The sequence below is a fragment of the Flavobacterium sp. genome, assembly GCF_036741995.1.
GTDB lineage: Bacteria > Bacteroidota > Bacteroidia > Flavobacteriales > Flavobacteriaceae > Flavobacterium.
In genome coordinates this window covers 1-16,363 of the sequence record NZ_DAINRG010000053.1, presented here as the reverse complement: position 1 = coordinate 16,363, position 16,363 = coordinate 1, and the positions used below count along the sequence as shown (strand labels likewise).

Annotated in this window: 13 protein-coding genes; 5 read left to right on the top strand and 8 right to left on the bottom strand. The window is 38.5% G+C overall.

The window, feature by feature from the left end; all coding sequences use genetic code 11:
- A partial coding sequence (locus tag V7D82_RS11870; protein ID WP_333601196.1) for an OmpA family protein occupies positions 1 to 784 on the top strand: 784 nt, incomplete at its 5' end.
- A 74-nt stretch (positions 785 to 858) separates the two neighbouring features.
- The gene (gene nhaA / locus V7D82_RS11865) at positions 859 to 2,001 is read left to right on the top strand and encodes a Na+/H+ antiporter NhaA (protein WP_333601195.1); all 1,143 of its coding nucleotides are present in this window, start codon (positions 859 to 861) and stop codon (positions 1,999 to 2,001) included.
- Here the strand turns inward: nhaA and corA are convergent.
- Complete coding sequence (gene corA, locus V7D82_RS11860) at positions 1,998 to 3,068, bottom strand: magnesium/cobalt transporter CorA (RefSeq protein WP_333601194.1); 1,071 nt, start codon at positions 3,066 to 3,068, stop codon at positions 1,998 to 2,000. The two genes, nhaA and corA, sit on opposite strands and share 4 nt — an antisense overlap.
- Positions 3,069 to 3,136: 68 nt before the next feature.
- Between corA and hutI the strand changes: the two genes are divergently transcribed.
- Complete coding sequence (hutI, locus tag V7D82_RS11855) at positions 3,137 to 4,372, top strand: imidazolonepropionase (protein ID WP_333601193.1); 1,236 nt, start codon at positions 3,137 to 3,139, stop codon at positions 4,370 to 4,372.
- 53 nt (positions 4,373 to 4,425) lie between these two features.
- Here the strand turns inward: hutI and V7D82_RS11850 are convergent, their stop codons facing one another.
- Positions 4,426 to 5,310, bottom strand: a complete 885-nt coding sequence (locus V7D82_RS11850) for a hypothetical protein (RefSeq protein WP_333601192.1) — start codon at positions 5,308 to 5,310, stop codon at positions 4,426 to 4,428.
- 94 nt (positions 5,311 to 5,404) lie between these two features.
- Between V7D82_RS11850 and V7D82_RS11845 the strand changes: the two genes are divergently transcribed.
- Complete coding sequence (locus V7D82_RS11845) at positions 5,405 to 6,445, top strand: formimidoylglutamase (RefSeq protein ID WP_333601191.1); 1,041 nt, start codon at positions 5,405 to 5,407, stop codon at positions 6,443 to 6,445.
- Positions 6,446 to 6,507: 62 nt separating this feature from the next.
- Entirely contained in the window at positions 6,508 to 7,758 is a 1,251-nt protein-coding gene (locus V7D82_RS11840) for a DEAD/DEAH box helicase (protein ID WP_333601190.1), read from the top strand.
- Here V7D82_RS11840 and V7D82_RS11835 read toward each other — a convergent pair.
- From V7D82_RS11835 to alc, 6 genes are all read right to left on the bottom strand, one after another.
- A complete protein-coding gene (locus V7D82_RS11835) occupies positions 7,755 to 9,959 on the bottom strand; it encodes an ATP-binding response regulator (protein ID WP_333601189.1) in 2,205 nt (734 codons plus the stop codon). The two genes, V7D82_RS11840 and V7D82_RS11835, sit on opposite strands and share 4 nt — an antisense overlap.
- A gap of 78 nt (positions 9,960 to 10,037) precedes the next feature.
- Positions 10,038 to 11,732, bottom strand: coding sequence for an energy-dependent translational throttle protein EttA (gene ettA / locus V7D82_RS11830; protein WP_333601188.1), 1,695 nt, complete (start codon positions 11,730 to 11,732; stop codon positions 10,038 to 10,040).
- A 30-nt stretch (positions 11,733 to 11,762) separates the two neighbouring features.
- Positions 11,763 to 13,097 carry a DUF6986 family protein gene (locus tag V7D82_RS11825; protein WP_333601187.1) on the bottom strand — a complete coding sequence of 445 codons (1,335 nt, stop codon included), beginning with the start codon at positions 13,095 to 13,097 and terminating at the stop codon, positions 11,763 to 11,765.
- Between the two features lie 43 nt (positions 13,098 to 13,140).
- The gene (gene uraD / locus V7D82_RS11820; protein ID WP_333601186.1) at positions 13,141 to 13,989 is read right to left on the bottom strand and encodes a 2-oxo-4-hydroxy-4-carboxy-5-ureidoimidazoline decarboxylase; all 849 of its coding nucleotides are present in this window, start codon (positions 13,987 to 13,989) and stop codon (positions 13,141 to 13,143) included.
- 7 nt (positions 13,990 to 13,996) lie between these two features.
- Positions 13,997 to 15,415: a urate hydroxylase PuuD gene (locus V7D82_RS11815; RefSeq protein WP_333601185.1), complete on the bottom strand. Its 1,419-nt coding sequence runs from the start codon at positions 15,413 to 15,415 to the stop codon at positions 13,997 to 13,999.
- Positions 15,415 to 16,363: allantoicase (gene alc / locus V7D82_RS11810; RefSeq protein ID WP_333601184.1), on the bottom strand; the 949-nt coding region annotated here is incomplete at its 5' end. The genes alc and V7D82_RS11815, both read right to left, overlap by 1 nt.

Below are 16,363 nucleotides of genomic sequence, written 5' to 3'. Positions count from 1 at the left end.
TGGTCCGAAAGATGATTTTGCGCTGATTATCAATTCTAAAACCAAAAAAGGATTCCTGAGTTCTAACCGTGATGGCGGACAAGGAAGTGATGATATCTACAAATTTGTGGAAACCAGACCTATTTGGTGTGAGCAATTATTGTTTGGTGTAGTTACAGATGCTGAAACAAAAGCAATATTACCGGGAGCTACCCTTATTTTAATGGATGAAAAATTCAATAAATTAAAAGAAACAGTATCTGATGCGCAAGGCAAATATGAATTTACCGAAGTAGAATGTGGCACTAAATATTATGTAAGAGCTTCGCTTGAAGGATACAACACCAAAGAATCTCCGGTAATTATAGGAAGTGATTCCGGTAAAACTGAACTTAATATCGAACTGGAAAAAACAGAAAAAGCTATTCCGATTGGTGGTGATTTAGCCGATGTATTTGGTATTAACCTGATCTATTTCGATTTAGATAAATGGAACATCCGTCCGGATGCTGCTATCGATTTAGCTAAAATACTAGATGTTTTACAACAATATCCAACAATGAAAATTGATATTCGTTCGCATACCGATAGCCGTGCTTCTTTCTCATATAACGAAAGATTATCAGACAGAAGAGCTAAATCAACCAGAGAATGGTTAATCAAAAACGGTATTGCTGCCAATCGTTTAACAGCCAAAGGATATGGCGAAACGCAATTGGTAAACAAATGTGCTGACGGTGTACCATGTACCGAAGCCGAACACCAATTAAACAGAAGAAGTCAATTTATTATTACAGCTTTATAATTAAACGCCAACAAGAATATAATCAAACACCGAAAAAGCTCCTCCATCCGAGGAGCTTTTTTTATCTTTGAAAAATGACAGTAACCAAACTTTTCAAGGAATTTCTGGATAGTGAAAAAGCGGGTGGTTTTACACTTATTGCCTGCACCATTTTATCTTTAGTTTTGGCCAACTCCGTGTGGAGTGAAAGTTATTTACACCTTTGGCACTACTCTTTAGGCAATCACCCTATTGAATATTGGATAAACGATGGACTAATGACTCTATTTTTTTTACTAATTGGTTTAGAATTAGAAAGGGAAGTCTACATCGGAGAATTATCAAATTTAAAAAATGCTTTGTTGCCTATAGCTGCTGCGCTTGGCGGCATGCTACTTCCTGTCGGATTGTATTTGTTTTTAAATTATGGTACCTCGACACAGTCGGGAGCAGGAATTCCCATGGCTACCGATATTGCCTTTGCCCTCGGCGTTTTATCATTATTGGGAAATAAAGTACCTACTTCACTTAAAGTATTTTTAACGGCGTTAGCGGTTATCGACGATTTGGGAGCCATTTTAGTCATTGCCATTTTTTATACCAAAACTTTAATTTGGTCCAATCTACTACTAGCTTTGGGTATTTTTGCCTTTTTACTTTTATTGAACCGATTAAAAGTTCGCAACTTAATTCCGTACTTACTTGGTGGAATAGTGATGTGGTTTTTTATGCTCCATTCCGGGATTCATGCTACCATTACGGGAGTTCTTTTAGCTTTTGCCATTCCTTTTGGAAACGGAAATGAAAAATCAACTTCCTACGTTTTACAACATTTTCTACACAAGCCCGTAGCATTTATTGTTCTACCGCTTTTTGCCTTGGCTAACACAGCCATTATAGTAAATTCCAATTGGCATTATGCTTTAAGTTATAATTATACTTTGGGAATCGCTTTGGGATTAATTATTGGGAAACCCATTGGAATATGGCTCTTTAGCTATCTTTCCGTAAAACTAAAGATTGGAAAACTTCCCGATGATTTAAATTGGAAATCCATTTTAGGCGCTAGTATTTTGGGTGGAATAGGGTTCACTATGTCAATATTCATAACACTACTCTCCTTTTCTGATGGCGAACATATTGACAATGCCAAAATCATAATTCTGCTTTCGTCACTTATTGCCGGAGTTCTAGGATTGTTTTATTTAAAAATGAATCTGAAAAACCGAAAAGCTTAGTACCATCTTTTCTTTTTGAAATAATAAACCATTCCCAAAAGCAACAAAAACATACAACCCAAGATGATGAAATAGCCGTATTGCCAATGCAGTTCGGGCATATTCTCAAAGTTCATTCCGTAAATGCCTACTATAAAAGTTAATGGCATAAAGAAAACCGAAACCACCGTCAAGGTTTTCATCACCTCATTCATCTTATGACTTTGGGACGAAAAGAAGAAATTGGCGGCACTGTCCAAAGTCGTTAAATCGTATTCAATTTGTTCCAAAAGCTCCAGACATTTTTGATGCAAACGCTCGAAAAAAGTAAAATTATTAGGCTCAATCGCATTAAAAACATTGTCATCCTTGATGCTTTTTATCGAATACAACGAATCGCGCAACGGAATGATAGAACGTTTCAAAAAGTTGTAATTATCGCGATGCTTTTCAATTTGTTCCAATATAGAAAGGTTGGTGCTTTCCTTTGATAAATTGATTAGCTCTTCTACTTTGTCTTCTTCATTTTCGATGGTAATATAGAAGTTTTCCATAATCGCATCCAGCAAAAGATACAGCAAATAATCGGCTTGTTTTGTTCTCACAATGCCCGAATGCGTTCTGATGCGTTCGCGAATGTGGGTGAAAAAGTCACTTCGCTTTTCCTGAAACGAAACCAAAATACCGTTCTTCAACAAAAAACTAATTTGCTCCACATTGATATTATTCGAGTCTTCTTCCGGTAAAAGCGATTTCACGTTGAAGAATAAAGTGTCGTGATATTCGTCGAGTTTGGTTCTTTTGGTAGTATTTAAAATATCCGAAAGCATAAAATTATCAACGCCCAAATAATCGCCAATGGCTTTTATCACCTGCGGATCGTTTAAACCATGCACATTCAGCCAATTGGTTTTACTAAAATCAACATGCTTTTGCATTTCGCTGATATCAAATTCATGATACTCCGCCAAATCAGGGTCGTCATACACAAACAACTGAATTTCGGTTTGTGTGTATTTGTGAATCCCGGTATATTCCAGTAAAGTCGGCTGAACTTTTCTTCCCTTTTTGTATTTAATTTTTCTCACGAATTCTAAATTTGTTTAAATTTAAGAATATTTCTTTTTTTCAAACTATTTTTACCAAAAATCATTTTATGCAAACGCTTATTATCAATATAAAAGAATTATTGCAAGTCAGAGAAACGCCCATCGATAAAGTTTCCGGAAAGGAAATGGCGGTTTTGCCCTCGATTAAAAATGCGTTTATCTTGATCGAAAATGATACTATTGCCGATTTTGGTGCTATGGAAAATTGCCCAAAACTCAATATAGAAACTATAGATGCCAATGGAAAAATAGTTCTTCCCTCTTGGTGTGACAGTCATACACACATCGTTTATGCCGGCAATCGCGAGCAGGAATTTGTGGACCGAATCAATGGGTTGACTTATGAAGAAATTTTCAATCGTGGTGGTGGTATTTTGAATTCGGCTAAAAAACTCAACGAAACTGCCGAAGAAGAAATCTACAACCAATCCAAAAAAAGACTCGAAGAAATCATCCAACAAGGAACGGGAGCCGTCGAAATCAAATCGGGTTACGGCTTGACAGTGGAAGGCGAATTGAAAATGCTGCGCGTTATTAAAAAATTAGCCGCCAATTATCCCATCACCATCAAAGCTACTTTCCTTGGAGCTCATGCCTTCCCGACAGAATACAAAGAAAATCATTCGGGGTATATCGATTTAATCATCAATGAAATGTTGCCAAAAATTGCCGAAGAAAAACTGGCTGATTATATTGATGCGTTCTTAGAAACCGGATATTTTTCAGTTACCGAAACCGAACGAATTATGGAAGCTGGAAAACAATATGGTTTGCGTTCCAAAATACATGTCAATCAGTTTACGGCCATTAACGGAATAGCCGCTTGCGTCAAACACAACGCTCTTTCGGTTGATCACCTTGAAATTGTAACCGATGAAGATATCGAAGCGCTAAAAGACAGCGAAACCATCGCTGTAGCTTTACCGAGTTGCTCCTACTTCATCAGCATTCCTTATACACCTGCCCGAAAAATGATTAGCGCCGGATTACCGTTAGCGCTGGCATCCGATTTTAATCCGGGTACAACACCTTCTGGAAATATGAATTTTGTGGTAGCCACGGCTTGCATCAAAATGAAAATGACGCCCGAAGAAGCCATCAATGCAGCCACTATCAACGGAGCTTACGCTATGGGGATTTCAGCGACTCACGGAAGCATCACCATTGGTAAAAAAGCGAATCTTATCATTACCAAACCGCTCCATTCATTTTATGAATTGCCTTATGCTTTTGGCAGCAACCAAATTGAACAAGTCATCCTTGACGGAAAGATAATACCATAAAAAAAGTCCCGATTGCTCGGGACTTTTTTCTATTAACCTTTATAATTATCCTCTTATCGCAAGCTGAAACTGCTTTTTGATACTAATTCGCCTTTGTCAAAAACATTGACGAAATAGGTTCCTTTGGCAAAATCTTTACCTGGTAATTGTTCTTTTACATCTACGGTTTTGTTTTCATATTTAACAGTGGTAGTGAAACTATAAGTCAAAGAAGTATCTCCAAACGAAATCGTTTCTTTATCACCCAACACATTGTTTTTAGCATCAATCACCTGAACATAATAGGTTTTATCACCTGATTTGGCAATCTTGTTTTCAGCAATGGTAAAACTTACCTGAAGTAAATCAGCTCTGCTGGCTTTATCCGTTTCGATTTGTTTACCGGAGCTTCTTTGTTTGTAGGCCGCAGTTTTCAGATTAGTAACGGTTAATTTTTGACCTTTTTCTACTGTTTTGGCCAATTCTTCGTTTTGTCCTACTAAGACTTGATTGTATTTTTTAGAATCTTCCAAAACCACTTTGGTACTGTCCAGATTTGTTGTCAGGGTTTGATTTTCCTTTTTCAGATTATCCACCTGAACCATCAAATCTTTCATTTTTCCTTCCAAAGCTTTGTATTGCGTTTTGTATTTCTGTAAAGAGGCATTATCTCCTTTTGACTTTTTCAAATCATCCATTAATTTAACCACTTTGTCTCTTTCGGCAATTAATTCATCCGACATTGAGGTGTTTTCAGCAATGGCTGCATCATACGTTGTTTTCAAATCTGCTAAATCTTTCAGAACGGCTTCTTTTTCAGATTTTGTAGTGGTAACGGTGGTTTGCAATGTTTTGGCATCTGACGTTAATTTGAATATATAAATCAAACTAATCACTAATAAAACGGCTAATAATCCAATTATACCTTTGAGCTTTGAATTACTGTTTTGATTTTCCATGTGTATGAATTTTTATTAAACAAAATTAATAATATTTAGTATAGTAACGTAAGATAAGCAATTATATTATATTTTTGAGAAAATATTTTTTCAAATGGAGAAAGTAATTCCTTTTTCAATTACGGATTTAGCCAAAGTCACCAATCACCGAAGTGGAGAAGTAAAATTTGGCGAAAAAATGATTACCATTCCCAAAGAAGAAAATCCGCTCGAATTTATCAAAAACAGCGAGGCCAAATATGTTCTGTTTGGCATTCCGGAAGACGTTGGTGTGCGTGCCAATTTTGGTCGGCCTGGAGCCGCTTCTGCCTGGAAAAGTGCCATTAGCAGTATCGCCAACATTCAGCACAATCGCTTTTGTAAAGGCAGCCAAATTATCATACTCGGCACGCTTGATGTAGCAGAAGAAATGGAATTGGCCAAAGACTTAGATTTTCACAAAACGGCTGATCGGAAACTGTTGAGTACTTTGGTGGAAAAAATTGATAAAGACGTAGTTCATATTGTAACTTCTATAATTAAATGTGATAAAACGCCAATCATCATTGGTGGCGGTCATAACAATGCTTACGGCAATATCAAAGGAACGGCGTTAGGATTAGGGAAACCCATCAATGCCATCAACTTTGATGCGCACTCCGATTTCAGGATTTTGGAAGGAAGACACAGCGGCAACGGTTTTTCGTATGCTTATGAAGAAGGCTTTTTGAAGAAATATTTCATCTTCGGGCTGCACGAGAATTATACTTCCAAAAACGTGATTGACATTCTGAAAAAAATGGAAGACAGAGTCAATTACAATACCTATGACGAAATCAAAGTGCGTCAACAAAAGAACTTCCAACAAGAACTCAACACGGCTTTAGACTTTATCAAAAATGACGCTTACGGCATCGAAATTGATTTGGATGCTTTGCCCAATATTGCCAGCAGCGCCATGACCATGAGTGGTTTCTCGGTAGAAGAACTGCGTCAGTTTGTTTCCTTTTTTGGCAAAAGCAAAAATGCTGCTTATATTCACATTTGCGAAGGTGCTCCCGAATTGGGCGAAGAAAAAAATAACCACCTAATCGGCAAACTGATTGGCTATTTGGTTACCGATTTCATCAAATCCCGAAAGGAATTAGCCCTATAAGTACTGCCAAAATTAAAAACCTTATCTTTGCGGCGACTTACACTTAATAGTAAGTATATTTTATGTTATTCGAAGATTTATCATTATCCAAAAGTATTCAGAGAGCCGTCTTTGAAGAAGGATACACCAGCCCAACGCCCATTCAGGAAAAAGCGATTCCCTTTATTTTAGCTGGGAAAGACTTAGTGGGTTGCGCACAAACCGGTACCGGAAAGACAGCAGCTTTTGCTATTCCTATTATACACAACCTTCACCGAATGATAGGTTCGTCAAAAAAAACCAAAGAAATTCGTTGCTTAGTTGTTACTCCAACCCGAGAATTAGCCGTTCAAATTGGCGAAAGCTTTGACACGTATGGAAAATATACCAATATCCGACAGTTAACTGTTTTTGGCGGTGTTTCGCAAGTGCCACAAGTTGACCAATTAAAAAAAGGTGTTGACGTGCTAATTGCCACACCAGGACGATTACTGGATTTACACAAGCAAGGTTTTATCGATTTTGACAGTCTGCATTATTTGGTTTTAGACGAATCCGATTTGATGCTCGATATGGGCTTCATCAATGATGTTAGAAAAATTGTGAAATTGGTGCCAACCAACAGACAAACCTTATTGTTTTCGGCAACGATGCCCATGGCTATACGCGAATTGGCAGATACCTTTTTGAACAAACCGGAATACGTTTCGGTTACGCCGGTATCGTCAACAGCCGAAATTATCAAACAACAAATTTATTTTGTTGACAAATCAGACAAACGCGGTTTATTATACCATTTGATTCGCAATGAAAATTTAAACAATGTCTTGGTTTTTGTCAGAACCAAACATGGCGCTGACAATGTGGTCAAAGCTTTAAAAAAGCAAGGCGTAAATGCTGAAGCCATTCACGGAGACAAATCACAAACTGCCAGACAACGTGTTTTAGATCATTTCAAAAACAAAGAAATCTCGGTTTTAGTAGCAACTGATATAGCCGCTCGTGGGATTGATATTGAGAGTTTGCCTTATGTAATCAATTTTGATTTGCCGAACATTCCTGAGACATACGTTCACCGAATTGGCAGAACCGGTCGTGCCGGCAATGGCGGAATCTCGATTTCCTTTTGTGGCAAAGACGAAGAGCCGTACTGGAAAGACATTCAGAAACTGATAAAGGTGGATGTGAAAGTCATTAAAGACCATCCATTCCCTTGGAAAGAAGGAGAACCGAATCCGGATGCAAAACCTGATTTGAGAAATAAAAAGAAACCCGAAGGAACAAATTCCAGAAAATCGGAAGCTTCAAAGAAAAACAAAAAACGCTGGTATTAACCGGCGTTTTCGTTATTTTTTACTTGGTTGGTAATGACTTGATACAATTTTGTCGGTTCGAAAGGCTTAACCATAATATCATTCATTCCGGCCGCCAAAGCTTCTTCCATCACCTCTTGTTTGTCGAAAGCTGTTAAGGCAATTATCGGAACTTTTATTCCTTTCTCTCTGATTTTTCGTGTCGTTTCAAAGCCATTGATTAACGGCATATTGATATCCATTAGAACCAAATCAAATGCTTCTCTGTCTAATGCCACCAAAGCCGCATATCCATCATCCACAATAGTACAACTCATATTAGTGTTTTGAATAATTTTTTTGGTTACCATTTGGTTGATTTTATTGTCTTCTACTACCAAAATATTATACAAATAACTGGAAGACAAATCAACATCGATGTTATTGATAATTTCTCTGGATTTCTCTTCGTCGTATTCAAAACCTATAGTAAAGGAGAAAGTCGTTCCCACATTTTCCTCGCTTTCCAGTTCGATTTTGCTATCAAATAACTCAATCAATCGGGAAACGATAGACAATCCTAATCCTGTGCCTTGGTAATCTTCTTCTTTGCGTTCAATCTGAACAAACTTATCAAAAATCTTATCCTGATCTTCTTTGGCAATACCGATTCCGTTATCCTTGATTTTAAACTCAATAAAATAAGTTTTACCCTCTACTCTTTTTAAATCTGCCATGATGGCCACTTCGCCATTTTTGGTAAACTTCAGAGCATTACTGACTAAATTCATAACGATTTGAGACAGTCGCAACTTATCGCCAATCAAAAATTCAGGAATGGCCGTGTCGATTTCAAGTGTGAGCTTGTCGTTGTTTTTATCAGCAATATATTCCACCGAGTTTTTGATAGTCGTAATTTCATCGGTAAGATTGAAAATTAAACTTTCCAAAACGATACGCTTCTCTTCGATTTTATTGATTTGAAGAATATCATTAACCAAAGACAGTAAATATTTAGCGGAAAATTTCAAGGATTTCAAATGCGGGCTATTACCCAATTCCTTATGCTCATCCATAATGATATTGGTAATCCCGATGACACCATACAACGGTGTTCTTAATTCGTGGGTGATGGTGGAAACAAATTGCGACTTAAGCTGGGACGCTTCTTCTGCTTTTTCTTTGGCAATTTTTAGAGCCTCGTTGGCTTCTCTCAATTCGGAATTGGCTTGTTCTCTTAATTTTATGTTTTTGTATAAAGTGAGCAACAGCAATAATAAAATAATCAGAATCACGATGAAAAGAATCACAATCAGTTTGGATTCCTTTAAACTCTTTTTGTGTTTTTCGTTTACTTTTTCAATTTTATCCAACTGGATTTTATACTCGTCCAATTCAATCTGAACGGCCGCTTTTTTGATATTATCTATCTTGTCTTCCGAATAAACAACTTTACTTAGAGCATCCAGTTTTTGTTTGTACTCTTCGGCTTTTTTGGGTTCTTTATATTGTTTGTAGTGACGAATAATATTTTCATAAATATTAATCAAAAAAGAATCAAACTTGTTGTCCTTAGCTATTTGCACCGCTTTAGAGTAATAGTCTTCGGCTATGGCTTTTTGATTATTATTAGTGGCGTAAATCCCAAGCAATAATTGCATCGACATCTTAGCATCATCAGATCCATTAGTCAATATTCTGTCTTTGATGTCCTCAACTTGTAAATTCCCTTCCCTAAATTTATTAATAGCAAAATAGGCGCTGGCCAGATTGATTTTGGTGAATTCTATCTGTGCAGTATCCTTTGTTTTAATAGCATAATACAAGGATTTATTATAATAATTAATCCCTTTGGAAACATCGATATCATTGAAATAATACACGCTTCCTAAATTGCCGTAAATCCAATTGTATAGTTTATCGTTATTAACTTTTTTGGCATAAACCAGCGCCTTATTATAAAATTCTATGGCTTTTTTCGACTGGGAACATTCATTATAAATAACTCCAAGTGTGTTATAAGACTGCGCGATATAAGAGTTGTCATTGATATCAAAAGAATTAATTAAAGCATGTTTGGATAATTCCAAGGCATCATCATATTCAGACTTATTAAATTCTATAACGGCACGGTTGAGTAATTTTTCAATTACCGCTTTCTCTGCTTTGTGCTCTTGTGCCATTGCCTTGGAAATGCAAAGCAGCAGGAAGAATAGCAAACTAAAAAAATTAGGCTTACTCATTGGGTTAGTTAAGTTTTCAAATATAGAAGATTTCTTCATAAAAAAATCCCGATTGCTCGGGATTTTATAGGTAATTCGTTAATTTCTAATCAGTTTTCTGTATTTGATTCGTTTCGGAGTCACATCAGCACCCAAACGTTTCTTTTTGTTTTCTTCATAGTCAGAGAAACCTCCTTCAAAATAGTACACTTCAGAGTTCCCTTCGAAAGCTAAAATGTGTGTACAAATTCTGTCCAGAAACCATCTGTCGTGACTAATCACTACCGCACAGCCGGCAAAATTTTCCAAACCTTCTTCCAAAGCACGCAGTGTATTGATGTCTAAGTCATTTGTTGGCTCATCCAATAGCAGTACGTTTCCTTCTTCTTTCAGGGTCATAGCCAAATGCAAACGGTTACGTTCTCCACCCGAAAGCGTGGCTACTTTTTTGTTTTGGTCGCTTCCGCCAAAGTTAAAACGAGACAAATACGCTCTCGAATTCACTTGTCTTCCGCCCATCATAATCAATTCCTGACCATCACAGAAGTTTTCCCAAATGGATTTATTGGGATCGATGTTAGAGTGTGCTTGGTCTACATAAGCAATCTTAACCGTGTCACCAATGGCAAACTCTCCACTATCTGCTTTTTCTTCACCCATAATCATTCGGAAAATAGTCGATTTACCGGCACCATTCGGACCAATAATCCCCACAATTCCGGCTTGAGGTAAAGTAAAATTTAAGTTATCGTATAATAATTTGTCACCAAAAGCTTTGGCTACATTTTTAGCTTCAATCACATTCGTTCCCAATCTAGGACCATTCGGAATGTAGATTTCTAATTTCTCGTCCAGTTCTTTTTGGTCTTCGTTTAAGAGTTTGTCGTAGTTCTGCAAACGCGCTTTTTGTTTGGTTTGTCTTCCTTTGGCTCCTTGACGAACCCAATCCAACTCACGCTCTAAAGTCTTTCTACGTTTGGAAGCTACTTTTTCTTCCTGCTCCATACGCTTTGATTTTTGGTCTAACCAAGAAGAATAATTTCCTTTCCATGGAATACCTTCTCCTCTGTCTAATTCCAAAATCCATCCGGCTACGTTATCCAGGAAATATCTATCGTGGGTTACGGCAATCACCGTTCCGGCATATTGTGCTAAATGTTGCTCTAACCAAAGTACGCTTTCTGCATCCAAATGGTTGGTTGGCTCATCCAAAAGCAATACATCAGGTTGTTGCAATAACAAACGACACAAAGCCACACGACGTTTTTCCCCACCGGATAACACACTGATAGGCATATCTCCTTCCGGCGTGCGAAGGGCATCCATGGCAACTTCTAATTTGTTATCGATTTCCCAAGCTCCGCAAGCATCAATTCTGTCTTGCAGTTGCGCCTGACGATCCATCAATTTGTCCATCTTATCGGCATCTTCATACACTTCCGGCAAACCAAACATATCGTTGATTTTATTGAATTCATCTAAAAGCGCGATAGTTTCCGCCACCCCTTCTTTAACAATTTCGATTACCGTTTTGGTTTCATCCAATTGTGGCTCTTGTTCCAAATACCCTACGGTATAGCCCGGTTGAAAAACCACATCACCTTGGTAGTTTTTATCGACACCGGCAATAATTTTCAATAACGAAGATTTACCCGAACCGTTTAATCCAAGAATACCAATTTTAGCTCCGTAAAAGAAACTCAAATAGATGTTTTTTAATACTTGTTTGTCGCTTCCCTGATACGATTTGCTTAATCGCTGCATGGAAAATATCACTTTTTTATCGTCTGACATTGTAATTAATTTTAGTTGCGCAAAGTTACATTATTTTGCCTTTCTGTTTTCCAAAATTTTCTTGAAAGAACGGCCGCGAATTTCTTCTAATGTTAAGCCTGTTGCCAATACTTCTTCTTCCGTAATAGCACCGCTGTTTAAGGCTCTAAGGAAGTAATTCAACAATCCTTGTCCGGTAGCCGCATCATCAAATACGTCACCAATTAAAGTCGCACGGGCTGCTTTTTCCACAAAGGTTTTTAAACGATCCACCGCATCGTCATAACTTTCCAAAAAGAACGCATAAACGGCAGCATAACGCATCGGAAACTGTGCCGGATTCAAATCCCAACCTTGGTAATAGCCATTCCATAACGAATGACGAATGTGGTCGTATCCTTTTTTCCAGGCTCTGTGCACCACTTGTCTGTTTTCTTCTTCCTGCGCTGCAGTCAAATCTCCTCTGTGTGGGCCAATTGGCATAGTGTTCGTAGCGCCATCACTTAACCAGATTCCGGTGTGAGCCAACGCTACTTTGGTCATGTGGTGGGCAAAGTCACAAACGGGATGATCCATTTCCTGGTATTTCGCCGTGATACTGCAACTGGCGGTATAATCATAGGTTCCAAAGTGCATGGCGATGCAACGCCCCTGAGCTGCTTTGATAAATCGGTATAACGGATTCGTTCCATGGATGTCCATGATAGCCTGAGTCGTTTCCACCATCATTTCCATTTTCAGGATGCCTTTGGCTAAGCCTAATTCTTCTTCCAAAATCGTAAAGAAATTGGCTAAGGTTTCCGGTTGTTCCGGAATGGTCACTTTGGGTAACATCACCACAAAATTCTCCGGCAATTTACCACCGGTTTCTTTTACCAAAGTGCTTAAGAAAATATCTAAAGTTCGCAAACCACGTTCTCTCATTTCTTCGGTAAACGGTTTGATACGAATTCCGATAAAGGGTGAAAGCGTTTTATCTGCCATTCCTTTGGCTACTTCTATAGCGGCTGTTACTGCTGTGGCATCTTCTTCTTCGTTGCTTCTATTTCCGTAACCGTCTTCAAAATCGATACGGAAATCTTCAATCGCTTCCGATTTTAATTTGGCCACGACTTTATCATAAATACGTTTGCTGAAATCATTACCGCCGGTCAAGCCAAAAGCTTTTCCAAACACTTCATGATTTGGTGCATAAGTTTCTAAAATTTCCAAGGCGCGATTTCCCAAGGCAATTGGTGCATCCGATTTGAAAAGGTTGGCTCCGCCATACAACGTGTGTACTGGCTGGCGCTCGCTTCTATCTCCGGGATAAATTTCGTTAAACGTATTATTCGCTTGGCTTAAGCTTTGGAACAATTGTTCTTTTTTATTGGAAGGAATTGTCATTTTATTTTGAATTTGAATTATAACTATTGAATGTTGTGAAGTATTAACTTCCTCTGTAAGTACTGTAACCAAAAGGATTGACTAACAAAGGAACGTGATAATGCGTTTCGTCAAAAGTAGTAAACTGAATTTCCACTTCGGGATAAAACGTTTTCAGATTTTGTTGTTTGTAATAGCTTCCGGTGTCGAAAACCATTTTATAACCCGCTGGTTTTAAAGTTCGTTCTTGTGGTAATAAATCTGGAATCCTGCCGTCAGCATTGGTGATGCCTTGCGCGATGGTTTGCCAAACATTATTTCGCTTAGCTTGCAATCGAATAGAGATGTTTTTTCCCGGTAAACCAACCGCTGTGTCTAAAACGTGAGTCGTAATCTGACTTACTTTCAGGAAACTGAAATCACCATCCGTCAGTAATTTTCTGAAACGAATGATACTTATTTTTTGTTGTTCGCCCATGGCAATGTGCAGCTCTTCTTCGGGCGAATTTTTTAATCTGTCCAAAAGAATCTGTAGCATTTCATCAGCCGATTTTCCGGTGGCACAAACAATAAAGATGAAACCGTTTTTGTTTTCGTAATCGGCATTGGCTTTTGCCAAAGCTTCTATAGTTTCAGTAGTTGCTACTGCTACTCCAGCTTGTTCCTTTCCGGCAAACTTTTCGGTTAGACTTTTGACATCGCCAATTTTTGGATGGTGTGTGAAGGATTCTCTCCAATCGGATTCGTTACAGTCATCGTACCAAATTTTGGCCGACAAATCCACCAATTGTTTTTCGGAAGCAAACGGAAAATGAGCCATCATCGCCGATGTCCATTGAGTCGAGCCACAACAGGCAAATAATTCCCTTCTCGCGGTTTCTTCGGACAATGTGTTAAATGCTAGTAAATTCATATCGTCTTTATTTTAGGCTCGCACCTTGTTCAATCCAGCAACGGATGGTGTTGCGCTCTTCTTCGGTGATGTTGGTTTTATTGTTTTGCGGCATTGTTTTGGTAATCACCACACGCTGCATAATCAAATCTTTTTTCTTAAAAATATCTTCCGGAGCGTCATATTTCACGCCATTAGGTGCCGTTTTATACACGTCATCCGTCGGATTGGAAGAATGACATTGGATACAACGCTTTTGTACAATCGCCTGTACTTCGGTAATACTGACTTCTTTTTTACATTCATAAGGATTGGTACTTGGCGCCGTAATGAAACAAGCGGCCAACAATATCACCACCGAAACCGGCAAAATCCAAACGTTGAGTTGTTTCTTTTCCTTTAAATTCAAATAGTGCTTCACTCCTGCTGCTCCCAACGAAATAATCGCTAAAATCAACCACGGATATTCAGAACCAAATGTGGATGGAAAGTGATTGCTCACCATCACAAACAACACCGGCAGTGTAAAATAGTTATTGTGCAACGAACGGGCTAAGGCTTTTTTACCCAAACTTGGGTCTAACGGAATACCTAATTTAGCACAACGCACCATTTCCTTTTGTCCCGGAATAATCACGAAAAACACATTGGCCACCATCAAACTTCCAATCATCGCACCAAAGTGAATATAGGCCGCACGGGCGCTAAACACATGGCAATAGAAGAAAGCAAATCCAATTAAAAAAGCAAAACCTACTAAAGCAAACGCCAGTTGATTTTTGATTAAGGATGATTTACACATTACATCATAAATCAGCCAAGCTACTATGAAGGAGCCAACGCCAATCAAAATGCCTTGTGTAGCACTGATATCTAAAACATTTTTGTCAATTAATAAAGCGGAAGCATTGAAATAATACACCACAAACAACAGACAAAAACCAGAAAGCCAAGTAAAATAAGCCTCGTATTTGAACCAATGCAAATGCTTCGGAATCGTCTTTGGCGCGATTTTGTATTTCTCCAAATAATAAAATCCACCACCGTGAACCGCCCAGAGATTTCCAGCCAATTCGTCGCGGACATCTTCGGTTCGGTTTAAAGCATTTTCCAAAAACACAAAGTAAAACGAAGCCCCAATCCAGGCAATTCCGAAGGTAATGTGCATCAGACGAATGACAATATTGAGCCATTCCATCATGTGACTTTCCAGCGGCGTTCCTTTGACCAAAATATAAGTATTGACTAAAATCCCGACTATCATCAACAACATTCCGGCATAGCAATAATTTAGACTGGTGTTTCTGATGTCTTCGTCTTCTTCCGGATTTTTTTGAGATTTTCCTTTTAAAAAACCTGGCATTTTGTATGAGATATAGCCCAACGTAATCAATACGCTGAAATACAACACATACAAAACAATTACTATAAATGTACTAACCCCCACTATTTATTGATTTTACCAAAGATTCGTAAACGGCTCACCCCACCATCCGGGAAGATATTCAATCGGATGTGCGTTATGGCTCCTAGTTTGTTAAGCTCTGAAGTGAAGAGGTGTTCGTGGTCAGCACTCAATTTTTGTTGCGGCAATAAAACTTCCCAATTACCAGTATTCTCTACATCATTGCTATCCGAAACACAGGCTTCTATCAAACAACTGTCCGGATAATTTCCTTTGAAATGACACGTATCTACCAAGATGCTGTCAACGGTTCCTTTGTGAGCCAATTTTAAAATCACCCAGTCGCGGTTGTTTGGCGTTCGGTTTCTTTTGGTTTCCCAACCGTCACCCATATTGGCACCACGATTTGGCATAATCAGATTGCTCATCGCACTGAAGAACATATCGTTGCAGGCAATCGCCTGACCGCCATTGATGGCTGCTGCTAAATCTATTTGTTGTTCTGTTGAAACGGCATCCCAGTTTTTGAAAACTTCGCCGTATACACGGAAACGCGCCACACCGCCATCAGGATAGATGTGCAAACGCAAGTGCGTGAAAATCTCATCGCTTTGACACTCGTAGAAATTTTGTGAACCGGCATCTAAATGGGATTTTGGCAAGATTTCTTTCCAATTCACATTTTCCCAATCGGTGATTCCGTCAGTGCTTTCAAGGTTTACCGCTTCAATCGAAGCGTGGGGTGGATGATTCCCCAAAAAGAAATTGGTATCAATATCAAACCCTTTAATTTTCCCCGAAGTGGCCAATTGAATAATCGCCCAATCGTGTCCCGGAGTTCTTTTGCGGCGGCTTTCCCAACCGTCCATCCATTTGCCTCGGTCTGTATATTTATCGGTGATGAAAACACCACGGGTTGGTAAAATTAAATTCTCTTTTTCGGCAAAAAAATCATCCGTAGCATACAACACTTTTCCGCCTAAACGCTCG